The 20760-nt window shown below is 34.4% G+C and carries 21 protein-coding genes and 2 pseudogenes; 6 read left to right on the top strand and 17 right to left on the bottom strand.

Annotated elements, in window-relative coordinates:
• Window positions 1–5: 5 nt before the first annotated feature.
• Window positions 6–92 (top strand): annotated as a pseudogene (locus AC3WVA_RS12095) (restriction endonuclease); the annotation flags it as partial.
• Window positions 93–222: 130 nt separating this feature from the next.
• Here the strand turns inward: AC3WVA_RS12095 and AC3WVA_RS12090 are convergent.
• Complete coding sequence (locus tag AC3WVA_RS12090) at window positions 223–909, bottom strand: MBL fold metallo-hydrolase (RefSeq protein WP_492321933.1); 687 nt, start codon at window positions 907–909, stop codon at window positions 223–225.
• A gap of 229 nt (window positions 910–1138) precedes the next feature.
• Between AC3WVA_RS12090 and AC3WVA_RS12085 the strand changes: the two genes are divergently transcribed.
• Window positions 1139–1468: a YkvA family protein gene (locus AC3WVA_RS12085; RefSeq protein ID WP_048524840.1), complete on the top strand. Its 330-nt coding sequence runs from the start codon at window positions 1139–1141 to the stop codon at window positions 1466–1468.
• Between the two features lie 60 nt (window positions 1469–1528).
• Here AC3WVA_RS12085 and tdcB read toward each other — a convergent pair whose 3' ends face one another.
• The 8 genes from tdcB to AC3WVA_RS12045 all read right to left on the bottom strand — a co-directional run bounded on the left by tdcB (window position 1529) and on the right by AC3WVA_RS12045 (window position 8985).
• Window positions 1529–2530 carry a bifunctional threonine ammonia-lyase/L-serine ammonia-lyase TdcB gene (tdcB, locus tag AC3WVA_RS12080; RefSeq protein ID WP_048524838.1) on the bottom strand — a complete coding sequence of 334 codons (1002 nt, stop codon included), beginning with the start codon at window positions 2528–2530 and terminating at the stop codon, window positions 1529–1531.
• Between the two features lie 86 nt (window positions 2531–2616).
• Window positions 2617–4200: an aminotransferase class V-fold PLP-dependent enzyme gene (locus AC3WVA_RS12075; protein WP_492321932.1), complete on the bottom strand. Its 1584-nt coding sequence runs from the start codon at window positions 4198–4200 to the stop codon at window positions 2617–2619.
• 69 nt (window positions 4201–4269) lie between these two features.
• Complete coding sequence (gene plsY / locus AC3WVA_RS12070; RefSeq protein ID WP_048524834.1) at window positions 4270–4818, bottom strand: glycerol-3-phosphate 1-O-acyltransferase PlsY; 549 nt, start codon at window positions 4816–4818, stop codon at window positions 4270–4272.
• Between the two features lie 132 nt (window positions 4819–4950).
• Complete coding sequence (locus AC3WVA_RS12065; protein WP_088314764.1) at window positions 4951–5850, bottom strand: BadF/BadG/BcrA/BcrD ATPase family protein; 900 nt, start codon at window positions 5848–5850, stop codon at window positions 4951–4953.
• A 9-nt stretch (window positions 5851–5859) separates the two neighbouring features.
• Window positions 5860–7026 carry an anhydro-N-acetylmuramic acid kinase AnmK gene (anmK, locus tag AC3WVA_RS12060; RefSeq protein ID WP_142320957.1) on the bottom strand — a complete coding sequence of 389 codons (1167 nt, stop codon included), beginning with the start codon at window positions 7024–7026 and terminating at the stop codon, window positions 5860–5862.
• A 13-nt stretch (window positions 7027–7039) separates the two neighbouring features.
• Window positions 7040–7306 carry a hypothetical protein gene (locus tag AC3WVA_RS12055; protein WP_098345207.1) on the bottom strand — a complete coding sequence of 89 codons (267 nt, stop codon included), beginning with the start codon at window positions 7304–7306 and terminating at the stop codon, window positions 7040–7042.
• Window positions 7307–7384: 78 nt separating this feature from the next.
• Window positions 7385–8668, bottom strand: coding sequence for a PTS sugar transporter subunit IIC (locus AC3WVA_RS12050; protein WP_098345208.1), 1284 nt, complete (start codon window positions 8666–8668; stop codon window positions 7385–7387).
• A gap of 11 nt (window positions 8669–8679) precedes the next feature.
• Entirely contained in the window at window positions 8680–8985 is a 306-nt protein-coding gene (locus AC3WVA_RS12045; RefSeq protein WP_097840994.1) for a PTS sugar transporter subunit IIB, read from the bottom strand.
• Between the two features lie 227 nt (window positions 8986–9212).
• Between AC3WVA_RS12045 and AC3WVA_RS12040 the strand changes: the two genes are divergently transcribed.
• Window positions 9213–10772: a glycoside hydrolase family 10-like protein gene (locus tag AC3WVA_RS12040; RefSeq protein ID WP_098880954.1), complete on the top strand. Its 1560-nt coding sequence runs from the start codon at window positions 9213–9215 to the stop codon at window positions 10770–10772.
• Between the two features lie 55 nt (window positions 10773–10827).
• Here AC3WVA_RS12040 and AC3WVA_RS12035 read toward each other — a convergent pair whose 3' ends face one another.
• From AC3WVA_RS12035 to AC3WVA_RS12025, 3 genes are all read right to left on the bottom strand, one after another.
• Window positions 10828–11661 (bottom strand): DUF3974 domain-containing protein, encoded by an 834-nt coding sequence (locus AC3WVA_RS12035; protein WP_048524826.1) that lies wholly within the window; start codon window positions 11659–11661, stop codon window positions 10828–10830.
• 24 nt (window positions 11662–11685) lie between these two features.
• The gene (locus AC3WVA_RS12030) at window positions 11686–12798 is read right to left on the bottom strand and encodes a toxic anion resistance protein (protein ID WP_048524825.1); all 1113 of its coding nucleotides are present in this window, start codon (window positions 12796–12798) and stop codon (window positions 11686–11688) included.
• A gap of 308 nt (window positions 12799–13106) precedes the next feature.
• Window positions 13107–13706 carry an O-methyltransferase gene (locus AC3WVA_RS12025; protein ID WP_098345210.1) on the bottom strand — a complete coding sequence of 200 codons (600 nt, stop codon included), beginning with the start codon at window positions 13704–13706 and terminating at the stop codon, window positions 13107–13109.
• 303 nt (window positions 13707–14009) lie between these two features.
• Between AC3WVA_RS12025 and AC3WVA_RS12020 the strand changes: the two genes are divergently transcribed.
• Window positions 14010–14168, top strand: coding sequence for a hypothetical protein (locus AC3WVA_RS12020; RefSeq protein WP_001100983.1), 159 nt, complete (start codon window positions 14010–14012; stop codon window positions 14166–14168).
• 32 nt (window positions 14169–14200) lie between these two features.
• Here the strand turns inward: AC3WVA_RS12020 and AC3WVA_RS12015 are convergent, their stop codons facing one another.
• From AC3WVA_RS12015 to AC3WVA_RS12005, 3 genes are all read right to left on the bottom strand, one after another.
• A complete protein-coding gene (locus tag AC3WVA_RS12015) occupies window positions 14201–15070 on the bottom strand; it encodes an RNA polymerase sigma-70 factor (RefSeq protein ID WP_098880955.1) in 870 nt (289 codons plus the stop codon).
• The gene (locus tag AC3WVA_RS12010; protein WP_098345212.1) at window positions 15048–16358 is read right to left on the bottom strand and encodes a protoporphyrinogen/coproporphyrinogen oxidase; all 1311 of its coding nucleotides are present in this window, start codon (window positions 16356–16358) and stop codon (window positions 15048–15050) included. The genes AC3WVA_RS12015 and AC3WVA_RS12010 overlap by 23 nt, the downstream gene beginning before the upstream one ends.
• A 93-nt stretch (window positions 16359–16451) precedes the next feature.
• Complete coding sequence (locus AC3WVA_RS12005; RefSeq protein ID WP_141539527.1) at window positions 16452–16757, bottom strand: luciferase domain-containing protein; 306 nt, start codon at window positions 16755–16757, stop codon at window positions 16452–16454.
• A 326-nt stretch (window positions 16758–17083) separates the two neighbouring features.
• Here AC3WVA_RS12005 and AC3WVA_RS12000 point away from each other — a divergent pair, with 326 nt between their 5' ends.
• The gene (locus AC3WVA_RS12000) at window positions 17084–17716 is read left to right on the top strand and encodes a cupin domain-containing protein (protein WP_098345214.1); all 633 of its coding nucleotides are present in this window, start codon (window positions 17084–17086) and stop codon (window positions 17714–17716) included.
• Window positions 17717–18282: 566 nt separating this feature from the next.
• On the opposite strand, the gene AC3WVA_RS11995 is transcribed toward AC3WVA_RS12000, so the two are convergent.
• Complete coding sequence (locus AC3WVA_RS11995; RefSeq protein ID WP_098880956.1) at window positions 18283–19572, bottom strand: exosporium glycoprotein BclB-related protein; 1290 nt, start codon at window positions 19570–19572, stop codon at window positions 18283–18285.
• 469 nt (window positions 19573–20041) lie between these two features.
• Between AC3WVA_RS11995 and AC3WVA_RS11990 the strand changes: the two are divergent.
• A pseudogene (locus tag AC3WVA_RS11990) lies at window positions 20042–20282 on the top strand (DUF4183 domain-containing protein).
• Window positions 20283–20340: 58 nt separating this feature from the next.
• On the opposite strand, the gene AC3WVA_RS11985 reads toward AC3WVA_RS11990, so the two are convergent.
• The coding region (locus AC3WVA_RS11985) for a DUF4183 domain-containing protein (RefSeq protein WP_492321931.1) at window positions 20341–20760 on the bottom strand (420 nt) is incomplete at its 5' end.

Below are 20760 nucleotides of genomic sequence, written 5' to 3'. Positions count from 1 at the left end.
AGTACTTCCAACCAAAACGCAAGCAATATGCTGCGAATAAAAATATTAAGTTAATTGATGGTGATAAGCTCATTCACATGATGAATTCCTGAAGCCAGCTCTTTTAAAGACTTGGCTTTTTTCTTATAAAACCATTTTTAATGAATTAATTAGAATTACAGAATCTATGAATTAAAAAAAATCGATCTTTTCGAAATGGGAAAGATCGGTTTTTTTATTATTTTATACAGTAAGCTTTCCTCCATGATAGCAATAATAGCTTGCTGCTTTAAGGTTTTTAATTCTCTTTAAAGATTCTTCCGCTTTTTCTATATCTAAGCAAAAATTCGGATTAGCTATTACTAATTCACAATTTTCTTGAACGGCCGCATCCCCTGTAATTACACAGTTTGAATTCGGAAAATATAATGAAATATGCCCCGAAGTATGTCCTGGCGTCGCTACTATTTGACATTCATTATTTAAAATCATTTGACCATCATATACTTTTTCACCGACAGAAATATGTCTTATATTTTTTAATTGTTGTATAAACCATTCACCAAATTCTTTCTCTTCAATTGGCATACGTTGTAACATGTCTTCTGCTTGAACTAGTCTCTCCGATTTTATTTCACCACTAATGTAGTGGGATTCAATTTCACTAGCAATAATATTAACGTGAGGATATTTCACTTTGAAATCATATAAAGATCCTATATGATCGTCATCATAATGAGTAATAATTATATTTTTTAAATTTTTTATCTCATACCCATGTTTTAAAATTGCGTCTTCAATTAATGGTAAAAAGTTTACATAACCTGTATCTACTAAAGTTAATTCATTGTTTATTATAATTAAGCTCGGATATATACATTGTTTTGCCCCATTAAATTCAAATTCAATTGGTAGTTCTATTATCTTCACTTTTCTTCCCCCATACCTTTTATTAGATGCTCGCTAATAAATCATCCACATACATTTTACTGTACATACTTATGTAACAAAACACTGTGAGTCGTTACATAACCAACATTCTATTATTTTGAACAGGTAAATTCTTATTTTTATGGAAATATACAATAAAATTGATTATTTCACTACTTCTTTGTCTATCCTTTTAAAAAATCTATGTTTTTGTAAAAGGAGTGTTTATATGGAGAAACAGACACTTTGGAAAAAATTCAAAAAAAGCTCAGCAAACCTTGGGAAATCTAGCGTATATGAAAGTATTATTTTATACTACACAATGAGAAAAAAAGGGTTACCTACTAAAGCGAAATTTATAATATTAGCCGCTTTATCCTATTACGTATTAACAATCGACTTCATTCCAGATATAGCTGCTATTATTGGGATTGGCTTATTAGATGATGTTTTAGCAATCGCTATTGCGCATAAATTTGTAATGCGCCATGCAGATGCTGAAATTCGAGAAAAGAGTAAAATAAAAATGGAGTCATTATTTACTTCTGCTCAAGTATAATTAAAAAGAGCTAAGATCAATCCTCTTAGCTCCTCATTCTTAACACTATTTTTTAAAATACTATTTCACTTCATTAGCTACAAAAAATTGCTCACAAACACTGGAAATGCGCTGCAAATCTACGTTCCCACCAGATATAACCGCTACTACTTTTTTTCCTTTAATATACGGATCCACTTTCCCTGCAAGTAGAGCAGCAGTTGCTAATGCGCCAGCACCTTCTACAACAGCTTTACCACGTTGTAATAAGTCTTTCATCGCTACTTCTAATTCACCTTCTGATACCGTTACAATATCATCTACTAATTCCTTTACTACTTCAAACGTTAAATCACCTGGTATTTTAACTGCGCAACCATCTGCTATTGTAGGTGCCTCATAATGCTCTACAATCGTACCTTTGTCATAAGAAGCCTTCATTCCATGAACATTATCTGCTTGGACACCAATAATATTAATGGATGGATTAAAAGATTTTAATGCAACAGCAATACCAGAAATAATTCCGCCTCCGCCAATTGGTACAATGACAGTATCTACATCCCACATATCATCAAGAATATCTAATCCTATTGTTCCTTGACCAGCCATTACTTCTACATCGTCATATGGATGTAAATACGTTTCACCTGTTTCCTTAATAATCTCCTCACATTTTGCCTTCGCATCATCAAAAGTTTCACCATATAAAATCACTTCTGATCCATATCCTCTAGTTGCTTCAACTTTCGCCTGAGGTGCAGAAATCGGCATAACAATTTTACTCTTAATACCAAGTAAATGAGCTGATAAAGCAATTCCTTGTGCATGATTACCAGCAGAACAAGCAATTACTCCTCTCTCTTTTTCCTGATTTGTTAACTGTGACATTTTATTAAATGCACCACGGAATTTAAAAGAACCCGTTAATTGCATATTTTCTAATTTCAAGTGAATTTCTCCGCCTGTTTTACTAGTCAAATAAAATGATTTTACTAATGGCGTTTTACGAGCATTTCTGTCTAAAATGTTTTGAGCTTTTTTAATATCATCTATATGTAACGGTAGTTTTTTTGTTATCATACTAACACCTCTTCCAATGATCTATTCCTAAGTTTTCGTATTTAGCAACTCCTTTATACGAATCCATCTATATTAAGAAAAAATCTTTATATATGTACCTCACTCTGTAATACACACATTTGCAAACAATTCAACATCCTCTTCATATCACGTTCTTTGTAATGATTTAGGCATGCAATTTGGATCCAGTTATTCTTTTGTAAATACGCTGATTCATAATGGACGATATATCCTTGTAACGCTAACGCATCCCCTAACGCTTTAGAAGAAAGACCTTTATTTAATTGAATGGTAAGTATAATTGGCGCAGAATGTTCTCTAGGTGAAACTAGATTTAAGCCTATAGTAGTAATAGCTTGTTCAATATATGCATACGTCTCTTTTATTTTTTCAAATACCATTTCATCTTCGAATCTTTTTAATGCTTCTTGCAATGCATAAATTAAATTCCATGAATGTGAATATGGAATACTTTCATTTTCTTCGTACATACCAATGTCCATATAGGCCGGTAAAGTCTCGTTTACTTTCACATTATGATTATGAAAAACGAAAGATAATCCAGTAAACGATTTAATTGCCTTTCCGCTCACGCCGCTCGCAAAATATACATCCTTTAAATCTATCGGTATCGCTCCAATTGAGCTAATACAATCTACACATAGTTTCACTTTATACTTTTCACATAATGCATTTAACTCGTCTAAATCATTTAACATTCCGGTAGATGTTTCATGGTGAACAAACCAAAGCCATTCATAATTTCCAGCTTCCATTATTTGTTCTAATTCTGTATAAATAAATGGTTGTCCCATTTCCTTTTTATACGTATCAAAATGTAATTGCGCGCGTGTTGCGTGTCCAACTAATCTATTGCCAAATTCCCCATTCGTTAATACTAGTCCTTTTCCTTTTACAGAGCGTAATTGTAAAGCAATAGCATCACTCGCTAACGTCCCTGTTCCTAACATGATTTGCACATATTTCGCTTTCGTCATATGTAGTAAACGTTTTTTCACATTTTCCATCGTCACTTGAAATGACTTAGAACGATGCGAAATCGGCTTAGTAGAAAATGCCTTTCGAACATTTTCTTCAATATCTACTGGACCTGGTAAAAATGTATATTCTTTCGTCATAATCCCACCAACACTCGATACTTCAAACATAGCTGGAGTAACATACATTGGCTGGAAGGCTGCTTCTTCTGTACCAACTAACGAATGGAAAGATTTGAATCCCATTTGCTCATATAAAGGTAGTTCACGTGTTGTCGCAGAAATGAGTGCTAATTCATATCCATTTAGAAGCAAATAACGATGTAAAAAGCGAATTAATCCTAACAATGCTCTTCCATTTCGATATTCACGTTCTACTGAGAGTAAACGAATTTCATACACGTTTTCTCCATGCTCTTGCAAATAAAAATCTAAATTTGAAATTTTATAATCTAATGAGAATGGTCGTTTTCCTCGCAATGCAACCATACCTACTAACTTATCTTCATCTAAACAAATTAAATATGTATTTTCATCATGAAAACGATCTATACGAACACGCTCTTTCATTTCTTCATGTTGCGGGATTTCTTCTACAAATGTTTTATAATTCAATTTATGTATATGTTCAAATTCCCAAGCTTGATCAGCAACTTTATAAATTAACCCCATGCTTTCTCTCCTTTATGCATTTAATAAAAATGATAAGTGGAGATTAACTCCACTTATTAAAAGTTCATTTCATTCGCGATTTACATATAAAATAAGTACAATGATAAGTGCACTTAAAATAGTCGTAACAATAGAGTAAGAATACAAAATCATGCAAACTGGTAAACAAGCGATTGTAATTAACCCTGGCTTAGTAAATCCTTTAAAGATTAAATAAAATATAACGAAAACAGCAACAAGAGTAAGCGCTATCAAATAATCAAATGCGATTAATCCTCCAATAAAAGTTGATATGCCTTTTCCGCCCTTGCCTTTAAATACAATTGGATAAATATGACCAAGTAAAACAGCCAGTAAAGCTAACAATACAAATGTAGAATCTCCAAAAAGGTATTTTGCAATAGAAACTACGATTGCCCCTTTAATTGCATCACCTAAAAATGTAGCGATGAAATATCCTTTTCCATATACACGCCCCATATTTCTTGCGCCAGGATTACCGCTTCCTTCATCCCGAATATCAACGTTATGTCTCCATTTCGTTACTATATAAGCGGTCAATATGTTTCCAAATAAATAAGAAGCGACCAAATACAAAAACTGCATACTATTAATCATGTAATCATTCACTTTCTACATGGGAATACATATACAATATTCAAGAACTATGTATATTGTACTTTTTTATCCACACCCCTTTATATATTTTAACATCATATATTTACAAATCATACAAAAATTCTCATGCAGTTATATTTTAAAATATTTATTCTTCATTAAATAATATGTTCCTTTCACTGCTAGTTCTGATTGTGGTACAAATGTAACGTCTCCTATACTTTTCTCACAGCATTTCTTAAATTCAGCATATATTTCAGGTACGAAACGCAGTATGCTGCCACTTACTGCAATTGAAGTTGTTACATCAAACTGCATTTTATTGTAAATATTCACCGTAATTCTCGTTAATTCCTTAGCCGCTTGTAAAATGATTTCATGTGCATCATCATTCCCATTTCTAGCTTCCCCAATAACGGATGGTGCAATTGCTGCCACTTTATCTTTTGAAGAACTATAAACTAGTCTTTTTATATGAGACGACGTCAAAAGTTGAAACTCATCTTGAATCCTTATGCTTAATGGGCAAAGTGTAACCCCTTGATCAAATTGATTTGCCATTCTCTTTAAACCTTGTAACGCAATCCAATACCCACTTCCTTCATCTCCTAAAATATGTCCCCATCCACCGCTATACTCATACACTTCTCCTATCTTTCCAATACAAATCGCGCCTGTACCGCCAATTGTTAAAATTCCATCTTTTCCTTTTAAAGTAGCTGCATGTGCAATCATTGCGTCATTAAAAACTTCAATTGGTGTTCCATACTTCTTTTTTAAACGTAATGTTAATTCATTTGTATTTGCTCCACTTACACCCGCTAATCCTAAACAAATACAAACGCAATCCCCATTTAATAACCCTCTCTGGCATTGATCAATCGCTTCCATAATATGAAAAAGTGCTTCTTCAAAATCTATTAATATATTTCCAAAGCCACTTGTAGCTCTTACAAGTTCGTTTCCGTCTTTATCAAATGCAATTGCTTCTGTCTTCGTTCCGCCGCCGTCTACTCCAATCATATACTTCATGCGTTCGCCTCATTCTCTTGAAATTAGAGGGAATGTTATGTTCCCTAAAACTACAGATTGCTTAGCACCAGTTGCGCTCGGGACATTACTCGGATTACGATGATACGTTTCATTTGCTAAAATGGCAAAGGCGATTGCTTCCTTCGCTTCTGAAGAATAGCCTATATCTTCTTGAAGGAATAATGCACATTTTTCTTCTTTCAATCCATAACGTATCATTTCTACAAGTGTATCATTATAACTTCCGCCACCACCTAGAATTACCTCATCGATTTCATAATACGGCAAAATAAACTCCTTATAGTGATGAACAATTGAACTTGCTGTAAACATTGTGACAGTCGTCAATATATTTTCTTTACTATGCTTTTCAAACCGCTTCAATAACTCACTGACAAATTCTTCTCCAAACTGTTCTCTACCAGTTGATTTCGGTGGACTCATTTTCAAAAATGGATGGTTCATACAATATGTCAAAACCTCTTCTACAACTACACCCTGTTTTGCAATCTTACCATTTTGATCATATGGCAACTGAAATAATCTTTGACATACTTCATCCATTATCATATTCCCTGGACCAGTATCAAAAGCTATAACGCTCTTCTCACTTAGTTTACTTGGTATAGCGGTAACATTACCGATTCCGCCAATATTTTGTAGTAGTCTATTTTTAGTTTGGTGGCGATACAAAATAATCTCTGAATATGGTACAAGTGGTGCACCTTGTCCCCCTGCTGCCATATCCATCGTTCGAAAATTAGAGATAACCGTCGTTTTCGTTTCATACGCTATAACTGCTGGTTCTCCAATTTGCAATGTGGAAGGAATCATACTACCATCTTGCTGTGGCTGATGATAAATCGTTTGTCCGTGAGAACCAATTAAATCTAATTGTCCCAAAGGAAAATTGGTCTCTTTACAAACTTCCTTTACAGCATCGGCGAAGCATAAACCGAGTTTGAAATTTAAACTGCATATAAGTTGTACATTTGAATTTTCTATTGATAATGCCTGCTGGATCTCATTTTTTATATCATTACTAAATGGCACAGTCGTAAAATGGATGAGTTCAACTTTAGAACCCACACCGCTTCCTTCTATATGAACGAGTGCTACATCTATACCGTCTAACGAAGTACCAGACATTACCCCTGCAACATACATAACATGCATAACCTCCTCTTTATTAAAAAACAATCATGTAAGTTACAAACGTACAACCGAATGAAAATAATATAAATCTAAAAAACAACTGAGCTTTTGATACAAACGATCCATCAATAAAAGAAACAACTATAGTAAGCAAAATACTTGCCGCAATGCTTGTAACGAGCCATATACTATGCATTTGTGATAGATGTAGCATTCTTAATAAAGGTACAAAAAGAAAATTTGAACATATTACTCCAAATAGTAATAAAAATACCCCTTTATAACTAAATTTTATATTCATCCTAATTCACCCTCTCTGAACTTCATGTAAAAGAAGTGATAGACAGAATGCCTATCACTCATAAATAGAGTATGGAGCTTACGAATTAACAGATTCTCCGTCTCCATTCTTTTCAATTTCAAGCATATTTTTGTCGTACATTTTAAAGAATGGTAGATAAATAAGGAATGATATTGCTATATTTATTGACACTAATACAACTGCACGCCAATCTCCTCCTGTAGCTAAGTACGCACCAATTGGAGCTGGTAGTGTCCAAGGCGGCATAATATGCGTTGGTGTTACAAATCCCATTGCAGTTGCAGAATAAGCTATAGTAGCTGTTACTAGCGGTGTAATAACGAAAGGAATAATTAAGATTGGATTCAGGACAATTGGTAAACCGAATATAACTGGTTCATTAATATTAAAAATACCAGGCACTATACAAGTCCTCGATAGTGCTTTCGAATATTTTGATCGTCCAAATACAATCATAGCTAACACAAGTCCTAACGTCGCTCCTGAACCACCAATCCAAATAAACCATTGATAAAACGGCTCTGGTGCAATGAATGGAAAATGACTTGCACCACTTGCTACAGCTTCACCGTTCTTCCCTAAATACACATCCCAAAGCGGCCTTGCTACAGTACCTACAACGGATACACCGTGTATCCCGAAAGACCAGAAAAATGTAATTAAAAATACAGGTATAATAACACCAAAGTAACTATCACCAGCTTTAACTAACGGTGCTGCTAATTTATCTACAACGTAATGTACATCCACTTTAAAAACGACAGTAATAAGACTCATAATAATAATAACGAAAGCCGCAGGTATAAGTGCTTCAAACGAACGCGCTACTGATGGTGGTACTTGCTCTGGCATTTTGATCGTTACGTTTTTCTTCTTACAAAACCTTAAAATCTCCACTGATAAAATAGAAACAATCATCGTCACGAATAGTCCATGACCTCCGAGATTTGTCATCGGAAGCATAAATCCTTTTTTATCAATTAATTCAGGCGTTAATGTTAATAGTAATGAACATACTGCAAGCTGTGCCCCTGATAAAGCATCTAGCTTATAACTTTTCGCTAAATTATATCCTATTCCAAATGCTATATATAAAGACATAATAAACATTGTTAAACGATATGGTATTAATATACTCGTTTGATTTTTTAATGCCCAAACTGATATGAAACTATCTTTCGGTAATGGTGGAAATGCTACGATTAAAAAGAAACTTCCTACAATGATAAAAGGTAATGCTGAAATAACTCCATCACGGATTGCTTGTAAATGCCTCTGTTCAGAAAGCCTTGCCATCGGTCCAGATAAATTTTTATCAAGAAACGTGACAAAATTATTCATAACGCTTCCCCCTAACTAATTAAATCATTTACAGTTTTTAATAAAGTCGGTCCGCCAAGCGGCGTGTATGCTTGCGGCGGTATAATACCGCACGGGATAGATACCTCTTCTGCGAATTTTTTAACTGAATCAAATCGATGTCTTACTTGAGGTGCAACCATTACAACATCCCAGCCATTCTTCACTTCTTCTTCCACCTCATTTGTTCCAATCGCATGCACTTCCATGTTTACCCCTTTTTTCTCCGCTTCTTTTTTTAAAGCGTTTACAACAATTGCACTGGACATCCCTCCAGAACAAACAAATAAAACCTTCATTTATTAATCCTCCTATACTTATAATTTATCACCCTTCGAATGAAAGGAAGTTTCACTTTACTAACAAGCATATGAAGAAGTGAAAGAATTTAGTTATGATGAAAGTAAATTTCAATAAAAATATTTTTCCTATTAAATTAATGTTTCAATATTCATTTTTCTCAATTGTAAGAACAACCTCTCCTCGGATATTATATTAGTTAACGATAAAATAGGGAGGCGTATAAATGATCGTTAAACGTTTGTTAATGATATGTTGTATCGTCATCTTTTTTATTTCTTTCTCTTTCATTTCCCCTTACTCTACTTATGCTGAAGTAAATACTACGTACAAAAAACATGAATTACGTGCTGTATGGGTTGCATCTGTTCTTAATATTGATTGGCCCTCAAAAACTGGCTTACCTATCGAAAATCAAAAACAAGAGTTTATTAGATTATTAGACGATGTAAAAAACACCGGTATGAATGCAGTTGTTGTACAAATAAAACCAACCGCTGATGCTTTTTACCCTTCCAATTACGGTCCTTGGTCTGAATACCTTACAGGTACACAAGGAAAAGATCCTGGTTACGATCCACTAGCATTTATGATTGAAGAAGCACATAAAAGAAATATAGAATTCCACGCATGGATTAACCCATACCGAATAACGATGAATCACACTGATATAAATCGATTATCAAATAATCACCCTGCAAGACAGCACCCGGATTGGGTTGTACCTTATGGCGGAAAATTATATTACAACCCTGGTATTCCAGAAGTGAAAAAGTTTATAACTGAAGGTGCTTTAGAAATTGTGCAAAATTATGACATTGATGCGCTCCATATGGATGATTATTTTTATCCATATAAAGTAGCGGGTGAACAATTCCCCGATCAAAAAACGTACGAAACATATAATAACGGTAAATTTACAAATATAGAGGATTGGCGACGTGACAATGTAAATGAACTTGTAAGAGGTTTAAATACTGCTATAAAACAAGAGAAATCATATGTAAAGTTTGGCATTAGTCCTTTCGGCGTATGGCGAAATATAGCTGACGATCCAACTGGCTCTAACACAACTGCAGGTCAAAGAAACTATGATGATCTTTATGCTGATACACGTGAATGGATACAAAAAGGTTACATTGATTACATTACACCGCAAATATATTGGAATATTGGTTTCACACCAGCTGCATATGACATATTAGTAGATTGGTGGGTAAAAGAAACAACTAATAAACCGATTCACTTATACATCGGTCAGGCGGCCTATAAAATTAATAATAATTCTGTCCCCGCTTGGTCTGATCCTGAAGAATATCCAAGACAAATTGCATTAAACCGGTTATATCCTGAAATAAAAGGGAGTATGCATTTTAGCTTAAAAGATATTAATAACAATCCACTAGGAGTTAAAGATAGACTCGCAAAAGACGTATATAAACATCCTGCATTAATCCCGCCTATGCCTTGGCTTGATCATGAACCACCAAAACAACCGACTTTAAAAGGAGCCATTCCAAGAGATGAAGGTATTGCTGTCGGTATCATTGATGATAGAGAGAATGACTCTGCTTATTACGCCATTTACCGAGTGAATGGAAAAAATGAAGTGGATATAGAAAATCCAAAAAATTTACTTACTACTGTAAGAAAAACAAAACTTGGAGAGATTTATGTAGATAAAACAGCTATTTCTGGAGAAACGTATACGTATGTAGTAACTGCAATTGATCGATTGCATAATGAAAGTGTTGCATCTAGTCATACAACCGTTAAAGCAAAATAACATCTAATAAAAAAGCGCCTTAAAAGCTAAAAACGATAGCTTTAAGGCGCTTTTATTATTTATTTTTAAACTTCTCAGTCGCTGCTCTCATCTTCACATTCAAATCGTGATCAATTGAGTCACGAATATCTCGTTCTACTACTTCCATTTCTTTTTTGAAATTTTGCAAGTAGATTTTTAGTTCTTCTTCTTTTTCTGGTCGTTGTGAAGGTGGTAATTGTACGACTAACGACAGCATAGCTGTTAAATCTTTCATTAAGAACGTTTCAAGTTTATGTTGTTGCTCAAACATGCGTTGTTCTTGATAATACGGCAAAGCATTTAATACTGAAATTGTAATATCATCAACCGTTCGTTGTAATGAAGGATTTATTGAGCGTTTATACGCTTGAATTGTATTTAATGCATCTGGATATCGATCATAAAAATACAATTTATAAAACGATAAATCTGTCGGTTTTACAGTTTGCTGCGTTTCTTGTCTTAAAAAATCTTTTACTTTCATCGCCGCTACATCAATATCTTCATTAGTAAGCTTTTTCGTTGTTTTTGCCATTACATGTACTTTTTTCTGTTTTTCTTTCGGTAACATCGAGAATACTTGCTCTCTCGTACGTTGACCCGATGCACAGAAAAGAGTGTTTAATGTATGTTGTTCTTTCTTTCCTTCCGTACGAATCCAACGATAAAAGAGAGGGTGTTGTGTAAATTCTTGTAGAAACGGTAATGATTTATTCGATAACTTATCTAAAGAATCGTGTGCTCTTTTATATGGCTTCGTCCATGAAAAATACAGTTTACGTCCGAAATATACAACTAATACAACGACAGTAAATGCGATTAAAAGCAATGTACCTAATAGTACTAATACAGTTTGAATGAAACTCATTTTTTCACCTCCTCTAAAAGTCTGCTATTTTCTTGGGCGCTGAATGAGTTTTTGTTTCATTTCATCATTAAATGTGTCTAGTTCAATAACAAACTTCTTACTTGACTCGATAATACGTTCTGACGATTTCTCAGAAGCTTCAATTGCAGCGAATACGTTTTGGAATGACTCGCGTAATTTATCCATGCTAATTGCAGGATTTTCAAGCAGTTTTGTTGTTTCTTCTGTATTTTGTTTTAATGCTTGAGAATTGCTTAATACCATTGATTCAATTGCTTCATTTGTCGCATTCACTGCATCAATTGTTTTACGCTGATTTGTTAATGCTAGCTGGATAGCAGCAGAAACTGTTACAACGTTTTGCGTCATCGTAATTGCATTACGAATTGCCTCCGTTAACTTTTCATTATTTTTCTTAATAATGTCTACAGATGCGATAGATTGTAATAACACACTTTTCGCTTGCTGCATATTACGCGTACGCACTAAAATCTTTTCTAATGCATCGTTAATTAATGGAATATCTCTTTGACGTTCTGGATTTTGTTTCTCAGCTTCCAGCATGCCAGCAAGTTTTCTTCCTAAGTATACTTGTTTATCAAGAGCGTGAATTTTATCGTGCGATTGCTCTTTAAGCATTTCAAGGCCAACTGTATCTTCTTGTAAGTTGTCACGACCAATAAGAAGGGATCTTATAATCTCCTCAATTTGCTTATCTATAGATTGATATTTATGCACGTATGTTTCAAGTGGGTTTTTCTTGAATACTTTAAACATTATTTTCTTCATACCACTTGCTTTTAGTGAATTCGGATCAAGCTCTGATACCACTTTGCGTAATTCTAACAATGTATTTGGAATTTCTTCGTTCTTTCCATTCATCATCGCTGTGACAGGACGTTTTAATGCTGATAACGTTTGTCCTGCTGCTTGTTGCTCTTTATCCCCTAAATCGCCTAGTTGAGACAATACTTTTGATAAATCTGTATTTTGCTCGCTATTTAACTTTTGTACATAAAGATCAGCTTCTTTATTCAGTTCCTCTAATTCCGCATCTTTTATAACTGTATCAACCACTATTTCTACATTATTATCTTTCACAATCGATACAGGTTCTTTTTTCTCGAGTTCAGTCAACAAAATCGCTCCTTTATTTATATGTGCGAATTTATATGCACTATATTTCATCTATTATATCGTATTTCATATTCATTCTAATTGCTTGAAATCGATTTATTTAGAAATGCCTGTTTATGCAGTCATTCCCTGTTTCTTACTATAAGTATACCTGTAATCAACATAATTTTCCTCAGACTTAAGACCTAGAGAACAACATGCTGAAGGCGGATTCTTCGTATGTTACGTATATAAAGGATGTTCTTCCTATCAAACTGTACTCAATCTTTTGACATACACCCTTTTTCAATGTGATAATTATATTACGCTCAAGTCCATTTCTTCTTGCGCGCTACGAATGCTCCATTTTGAAATGCTAATAACACCGTTTCAAACATTTCATCTTCTTTAATCATTTTTCTAAACTCGGCTAATTCACTTGCATGAGAAGTTGCATTATCAACAACAAGAATACCTTTTGGTTGTAAAATGCGTTTTATATGCTCAAGCCACCACATGTATTGCGTACGCTCTGAATCTAGGAAAATAAAATCAAATGAATGATCTATTTGCGCATCTAAAAATGCCCCTGCTTCTTGATTATGAACATCAATCCTTTGCAACAGGTTTGCCTTTTCAAAATTAACAAGCGCCTCTCCAACTCGTTCTGAAGAAAGCTCCACAGTTGTTACATTTCCATTTGTTTCTTCTACCGCATGAGCTAACCACAATGTAGAATAACCATTAGAAGTTCCAATTTCTAAAATATTTTTTGCGCTACACCCTTTTGCTAAAATTGATAAAAATTGCCCCATCTCACGAGAAATATTCCGTAATTTTTCTTCCCGTGTTTTTTTATTTCGATCATGCTCTTCTCCATATTGTTCAAGTTGAAATAATAATGAATGTAACGTATCCATTCTTTTCATCGCCTTTCCAAAGCAATATGATGAAAAAGCTCTTGTTGCCTGTCTACTTTCATTATATGCGAAACGAAAACCTTTTTCTCGTTATATGACAAAGATTTAAATTTTTTTATAGCATATTGTTTCGTTTTTTGGTAAAGTTAATTTCTACGTGCAATTATTCCATTCATACTATTTTTAATTCAATTGCAGTTATTAAATTATATAACCCCCAATTAAATGAATCGGTATTTCAAATTCAATTAAGCGCCCTTTCCGGACGCATTTTCTTTTGTTTATATATTTCTAGAAGAAAGGATGCTTACAATGAACGTGATTAGCTTAGATGCTGCTCGAAAGCGAAAACAGCATAAAAAATTAATGATTACTATACCGATTATTTCACGTATTTATGAAGAAGACGGGGAAATTAAATTTGAGGTAGCCGGCGAAAAAGATGTGCCTCTTGAAATGTTAGAAAAATAATAAAAAAACGCATTTCTGAAGAAATGCGTTTTTTATATTTTTACATTTAAATGCATAAGCTTCTCAGGATTAACTACCATATAAATGTTTGAAATCTTCTCATCCTCAAATGCGAACGAAAGAACATATGTTATTTTATTATTTATTGTAACTATAACTCCTGGCATACCATTTACTATTTTGAAATCAACAGTGTACTCTTCTGTCAATCGTTGCGCAATCCCAAAGAACAAACGTATAATTCGATCCGCAGAATAAATCGGATGAATCGCAGTCGTAACTTTACCACCACCATCAGCTTTGAGTATAGCATCTGTTTTTAATACTTCTAACATACCTTGCGCATCCCCACACTGTAATGATGATACAAACTTTTCAACATAAGCAGCCATTTTCTTCGTACTTAATGTCGATTGCTTCGGCTTATCCAATATACTTTTTCGTGCCCGTTGAAAAATCTTTCTACAGTTCACACTACTCTTATCAACAATCGAAGCTATTTCTTCGTATTCATAACTGAAAACCTCTCTTAATATGAAAACAATCCTTTCTACCTCAGACAGTTGTTGTAAAAGTAATAAATATGCTGTGGAAAGGGATTCTTTCATTACAAATGACTCTGATGGCTCATCACTTTCTTCTACTAGTGGCTCTGGCAACCACATCCCTACGTACACGTTGCGTTTATACGCTGCCGAACGTAATTTATCAATTGAACGATTTGTCGCCATCTTACACAAATAGGCTTTCATATTTTCTATAGACTGAAGATCTTCTATGTTATTTAATGAGATAAATACATCCTGAACGATATCCTCAGCATCCATAACACTCCCAAGGATTCTATATGCTAACGAAAATAATAATGGTTGATACACTTCATATAATTGCTCCGTTTCCATGATGAACTGCCTCACTTTCTAATTGCTTTAAAATGTGTAACGCTGCACGTTTCCCGCTTGCTACTGCAGCATCAGCTAATATTTCATCATGCCCAGCCCAATCACCTGCAACGTAAACACCTGGCATTTCAGGGATATTAGGACCTGGGGTTTCAACTCGGTTAATATGAGGAAAATCATATACTACCTTTATTGTCGGTAAATATTGCTGTGCAACAACTTCTCTTTTCCAATTTGGATGTAACAAATCCATCGTACTTTCTAACTGTTCTTTATCTTCATGAGTGTGTTTCATCTCTAGTGCAGGATTCTGGTACTTTATTAAACTCACAGCAATTGATCCATCATCACTTAATTTAGCTGCTCTTGATTGATTCGTGAAAAATATAGGTTGATCTAACCCTAATGCAAATTGATGTGTCGGATTAGGTAATCGTCTCAAACCAATATCTAATGCAGCAACAGTAACCGGTACCGATTGTTCACTCCATCTATGCAAGCTTGTTCCTTCTGCACCTTTTATTATGTTACAAGCTTCTTTCGGTGGAGTCGTCACAATGACTGTACCTACTTCAAATACCTCATCGTCAAAACAATATATTCTTTGTTTATCTTCGTAATGCTCTATTTCCAAAACATGCTTTTTAGCCAAAAATTGCACCCCGACATGATTCGCTATGTCTCTTAATTTTGTTATTATCGTCTCCCAGCCACCATCTACATAAAATACCCCTTCTTTTATTGAAAGCTGTATTTGCTTTAGTACAGATGATGCTAATTGTATTGTAGGAGCAAACGTATATGTTGTTGTTCGGCATAATGCATAAAATATATTTCGAACCATTGGATCTTTTATTTCATTTTCTGTCCATGTAGTTAGGCTCATTTTTTGAACTTCTCCTACATTTAAATTCCCTAAACGAATCATTAGACGTAAGAATTGTACTTTTGCAGACCACGAAAGTAGTGGTGTTGATAAAATTGAGCGAAAATCTGTTGGGATGGTGAATATATCCTTTTTCCATATTCCATGTGCTTTTGTAGATGGGATTCCACCCGGTAGATTCATACCGAGCTCATTAAAAGTTAAAAATGCTGCTCCTCCTCTATATAAGGCGTGTGCACCAAGGTTCATACAGATCCCATTTTTATTTATAGTCATCCCTCGACCACCAAAACGACTGGACTTTTCTAACACAATCACTTTCCTTCCAGCTTTCGCTAAATATATAGATGCTGTTAATCCAGCAAGGCCACCACCAACAATTGCTACATCAAATTTCTTCATAATAAAATCCCTCCTTATCGTTCTACATACAAGACGAACGATTAAAGAGGGATGTGACATAAAAATATATTTTTACTCATCTATTTTATTTCATTATTTTTTTATTCTGTCATATTGCATACGAAATAACTCAATTGCAAACGGTATATCCTCTGCACTTCTTATATAATAACTGATCCATCCTGATTCAGGTAATACGTGATGTGCTTTCACTAATCCTTTGTTTACTAATTCATCTCGCTTTAACTTTGGAAATGGTAAATCAACTAACTTATCTCCATGCAGATGACCAAGTTCTTTCTTACCATAATTTATTTCAATACCACCAAATCGATGCGGTTTTTCAGAAACACCCGCCCAGCTGAGCACTTCATTTCTAATCATTTCACTAAATGACATGGACATTCACTCCTTATAAATGATTGATGTAATTATAAATTAACATTTTCATTACTTTTTTCCATCAATCCAAAGTATGAATGGGGATACGAATATAGTTTAATCTCAACACCTTTATTTATTTCATAATGAAAATAATTTCAAAGGGTATTTATTCTATTATATAGAATTATTATTAAAAATAATTTTAAGGGATAGATTTATATGAACGAGGTATTATTACAAAAGGCGAATTTATTATGATATCAACAACAGCACATAACAAACACTAGACACATATCCTAATTTTGTATCTTTACTTACTAATAGAAAGGCAGGTAATACAATTGACTTCCAATATCGACTACACTTCCCCCTCAACTAATTTCACTTATGATTTAAATAAAAGTAATTTTTTTCAGAAAGATGCCCAAAATTATATAAACGTACTTGGCATGAAACAATTAAATACGTTAGAAAACACTTCTTTATTAGATATCTATTTAAGTACAGGAAATGTTGTAGAGCCGCATATACATCAAAATGCAGCTGAACTTGTTTACTGTATTTCAGGATCGGCGGTTGTTTCTTTACTTAATCCTTTTACAAATCAAATATTAAACTTACCAATAAAACCGGGGCAAGTTGCAAATATTCCACAAGCATGGTGGCATTATGAAATTGCTACAGCAGATAACACTCATTTATTAGCAATTTTCGACGCACCAACACCAGAAGTTATTTTTGGTTCTGACATGTTAAGATTAACTCCCACTAATATAATGGCCCATACTTACTGTCTCGATGAACAACAATGGAAACAAGCAGTATCCCCTATTCAATCCACTACAGTAATTGGTCCTCCAGCAAATTGTAATCAAAACCGTGAAATGAAAAATCATCCACCCCATCCCCCCGCTCAACACCACAATCCGTATCGTCAAGATTCTTATTACTTTCCTTTTTACTGGGGCTATTAATTTGTAAATTTTCAAAAGAATCATCATTTATCTCCTAGGAAAATACCGAGGAGATTTTTTTATTGTATCTTCTCTTCCTATTAATAATAGTAACAATTGATAGTGTACATACATATAATATTTATATATTAAATTGGAGGTGATAGTACTATGAGTAATTATAACTATCGAAAAAACTACTCTTATAATAAAAATAGTAGCTCTTCAGCATCCTCTCAATCTTCGAATTCGCAATCTTCCAATTCCCAATCGCAAAGAGACTTAACTCAGCAAGGCTATGTAAAGAAAAAAGGATGTAACTGTAATAAAAATAAATAGTTTATTTTATGGATGAATTCTTTTTTAAAAGAATTCATCTTTTTTTTTGCTGATTGGAATTTTTTAAGTTACATAATTTATTCCTTAAATAAGAAAGGTAAAATTATACTTTTTTATACGAACTTAACAAAGAGTAATTGTTCATTTAATTTATTACATATTCCCCCAAAAAATATAGTCCTTCCTAAATTTATTAGGAAGGACTATATACGAACCTCTGTTTAATTTCCTATTAACATTGTAACAAATTAGACGATATTAAGACCTGCGCTTACAAATCCGGCAACTGCAGCTATTGGACTAGCTCCTGTTAATGAAACATATACTAATATTTTATCCCCAGCAACTACTGGAACATTATAAGCTTGGATTCCTGTTGCTGTAGTACCAATTGCTATTGCTGGTAATGCTGGTGTTAATAATAGAGGTGGCGCTACTGGTGTAAACGTATTACTTGCAGCAGGTGCGATAAATATTTGCATCTGAATTTGAACAGGTGCTAATGGAGCTAACGCCGCTGTTGCACTAAAGAATCCTGCTAATGACGTGATAATTCCATCACGTGGTGCTACAAATGCATAATCACCTACAACACCTGGTAGTATTGTGAGAGTTCCTCCCACACCTGGAGCTATGCCAGGCTGACTAAATCCAAATCCAAGAAGAGTTCCTGTATTAGCTAATGCCGCATTAACTAACAGAGCTGGTGTTGTACCTGAAGCAAACGGAATAATTGCTCCGCCACCAGTTGCACCAGTTGCTCCTGTTAATCCTGTCGGTCCTGTATCTCCCGTTGGACCTGTTGCTCCCGTTGCTCCTGTCGGGCCTGTATCTCCCGTTGGACCTGTTGCTCCCGTTGCTCCTGCTAGACCTGTGTCTCCCGTTGGACCTGTTGGGCCTGCTGCTCCAGTGTCTCCTGTTGGGCCTGTTGCTCCTGCTAGACCTGTGTCTCCCGTTGGACCTGTCGGGCCTGCTGCTCCAGTATCTCCTGTTGGACCTGTTGCTCCTCCTCCTGGACCCGTTGGACCTGTTGGACCTGTTGCTCCTCCTCCTGGACCTGTTGGACCTGTTGGACCTGTTGCTCCTCCTCCTGGAGTAGCCCCAATTAATTGAGTTAATAAATTTAATAGAAGTTGTAAACTTGCTGGATCAATAATTAAAGAGAAGAAGAATGGTGCAAGAGCACTGTAGAATTGTTGTAATAAAGAAAGTAATTGACCTAGGTCTGGGTTAGGAGATTGTAATAAATTAATAATACTTTGAATTAGTTGTTTTAAGAAATTCCCTTCTGGAGAAGGTGCTAATTCATTTAGTAAGTTCAATAGTTGAGTAAACAAATTGAGTAAAGCTAATCTGTTTGCGTCACTTGGATTTGCAAAAAACGCTGCAATAGCCGCAATTAAAGAATTTAGTAAAGTAATCAATCTCCCTAATTGTTCGCTAGTAATTGGAACCGTTTGTGGATTATTACAACAATCTGGAGTGAAAACAATCGGATTATTGCAGTTGTTATGACCAAAACAATCATTATGTTTCATTTATTTCCTCCTTACTTTTCTTATAGTTGAGTGTTTTCCTATTTTAAGAACTAAAAAATCCGATTAAAAAAAGTGAGTGAGTTGTTATTTGTTTTACTTAAAATAGGAAACATGAATAATAATTAAACTGAAAAAACGTTATTTAATTATGTTCATGACTCACATATTAATTATATGTTTTTAATAATTGACTGCTTAGATTAAACACCTAAACTTAAGAGTTTATTTTATTTTTCCACGTTTATCTCTTAGGTCCAAAAGTACATTTTGATTTGAGTATAAAAACTAAGTATTAGCATATAACCACCAAGTAACAACAATACCTTTACTAAAATTGTATTCCCTCTACTATCATGAAGCCGTTTCTATTATCAAAAACTCGCATACAATATAGTGGACAAGTTATTGTATACTTCGTTCAAAAAACAATTTAGAGAGTGAGAATTAATCGCCTATTATTCAACCATTTATGGCATCTAGAAGATTCACCTCTACACTAGAGCTGCAACAGCTTGTTTAAACGATGCCAGTACTACTGCAACTGCTTTTCCGACTTTTACGTATTATATTATAACTTATATGTAAACGGCATTCTTCAACCTAGTGTGAACTCCAGTGTTACTACTGGACCTACTGGCGCTATCACAATTCCTGGTGGAGATGCATTAGACGATGGAATTCCAATTACAATCGAATTTATTGTCACTTGATTTTAACTAATTTAAAGTAGAAAAAGACAGATTCTTTTCATATAAGAATCTGTCTTTTTTAACTAATAGTGATAAATTGCAAAATAATTGATGAACCTTGTGATGGTGGTTGATTATCCAATAATGTTAGCTGACCAGTACTAACCTGATATAAAGGTTGTGGTTGAAGTATTCCATTAATAAACAAGTTAATATATGAAACCTCATTAGGAGATAATATGTGAGTTGTACCATATTGAGCGATCCCATCTGAATCTGTATATATAAGTTTTTCTCCATCTGCAAAAGTGTAAAATAATAAATTAGTTGTTGTAATGGGGCCAATAACTCCAGTTGGACCCGTTGAGCCTGTTACACCAGTCGGACCTGTTATCCCTGTTGCTCCCGTTACGCCAGGTGAACCTGTTATCCCTGTTGCTCCCGTTACACCAGTTGGGCCTGTTATCCCTGTTGCTCCCGTTACACCAGTTGGGCCTGT

It is taken from the genome of Bacillus sp. EB106-04-02-XG92 (assembly GCF_058791995.1).
The sequence above is the reverse complement of the archived record's forward strand: the minus strand, read 5'-3'. Positions and strand labels throughout refer to the sequence as shown.

Excerpts from the sequence above, each read along its gene's own strand:
- AC3WVA_RS12085 (WP_048524840.1), top strand. The coding sequence starts at position 1,139 with ATGGAGAAACAGACACTTTGGAAAAAATTCAAAAAAAGCTCAGCAAAC.
- tdcB (WP_048524838.1), bottom strand. The coding sequence starts at position 2,530 with ATGATAACAAAAAAACTACCGTTACATATAGATGATATTAAAAAAGCT.
- AC3WVA_RS12075 (WP_492321932.1), bottom strand. The coding sequence starts at position 4,200 with ATGGGGTTAATTTATAAAGTTGCTGATCAAGCTTGGGAATTTGAACAT.
- plsY (WP_048524834.1), bottom strand. The coding sequence starts at position 4,818 with ATGATTAATAGTATGCAGTTTTTGTATTTGGTCGCTTCTTATTTATTT.
- AC3WVA_RS12065 (WP_088314764.1), bottom strand. The coding sequence starts at position 5,850 with ATGAAGTATATGATTGGAGTAGACGGCGGCGGAACGAAGACAGAAGCA.
- anmK (WP_142320957.1), bottom strand. The coding sequence starts at position 7,026 with ATGCATGTTATGTATGTTGCAGGGGTAATGTCTGGTACTTCGTTAGAC.
- AC3WVA_RS12055 (WP_098345207.1), bottom strand. The coding sequence starts at position 7,306 with ATGAATATAAAATTTAGTTATAAAGGGGTATTTTTATTACTATTTGGA.
- AC3WVA_RS12050 (WP_098345208.1), bottom strand. The coding sequence starts at position 8,668 with ATGAATAATTTTGTCACGTTTCTTGATAAAAATTTATCTGGACCGATG.
- AC3WVA_RS12045 (WP_097840994.1), bottom strand. The coding sequence starts at position 8,985 with ATGAAGGTTTTATTTGTTTGTTCTGGAGGGATGTCCAGTGCAATTGTT.
- AC3WVA_RS12040 (WP_098880954.1), top strand. The coding sequence starts at position 9,213 with ATGATCGTTAAACGTTTGTTAATGATATGTTGTATCGTCATCTTTTTT.
- AC3WVA_RS12035 (WP_048524826.1), bottom strand. The coding sequence starts at position 11,661 with ATGAGTTTCATTCAAACTGTATTAGTACTATTAGGTACATTGCTTTTA.
- AC3WVA_RS12025 (WP_098345210.1), bottom strand. The coding sequence starts at position 13,706 with ATGAAAAGAATGGATACGTTACATTCATTATTATTTCAACTTGAACAA.
- AC3WVA_RS12020 (WP_001100983.1), top strand. The coding sequence starts at position 14,010 with ATGAACGTGATTAGCTTAGATGCTGCTCGAAAGCGAAAACAGCATAAA.
- AC3WVA_RS12015 (WP_098880955.1), bottom strand. The coding sequence starts at position 15,070 with ATGGAAACGGAGCAATTATATGAAGTGTATCAACCATTATTATTTTCG.
- AC3WVA_RS12010 (WP_098345212.1), bottom strand. The coding sequence starts at position 16,358 with ATGAAGAAATTTGATGTAGCAATTGTTGGTGGTGGCCTTGCTGGATTA.
- AC3WVA_RS12005 (WP_141539527.1), bottom strand. The coding sequence starts at position 16,757 with ATGTCATTTAGTGAAATGATTAGAAATGAAGTGCTCAGCTGGGCGGGT.
- AC3WVA_RS11995 (WP_098880956.1), bottom strand. The coding sequence starts at position 19,572 with ATGAAACATAATGATTGTTTTGGTCATAACAACTGCAATAATCCGATT.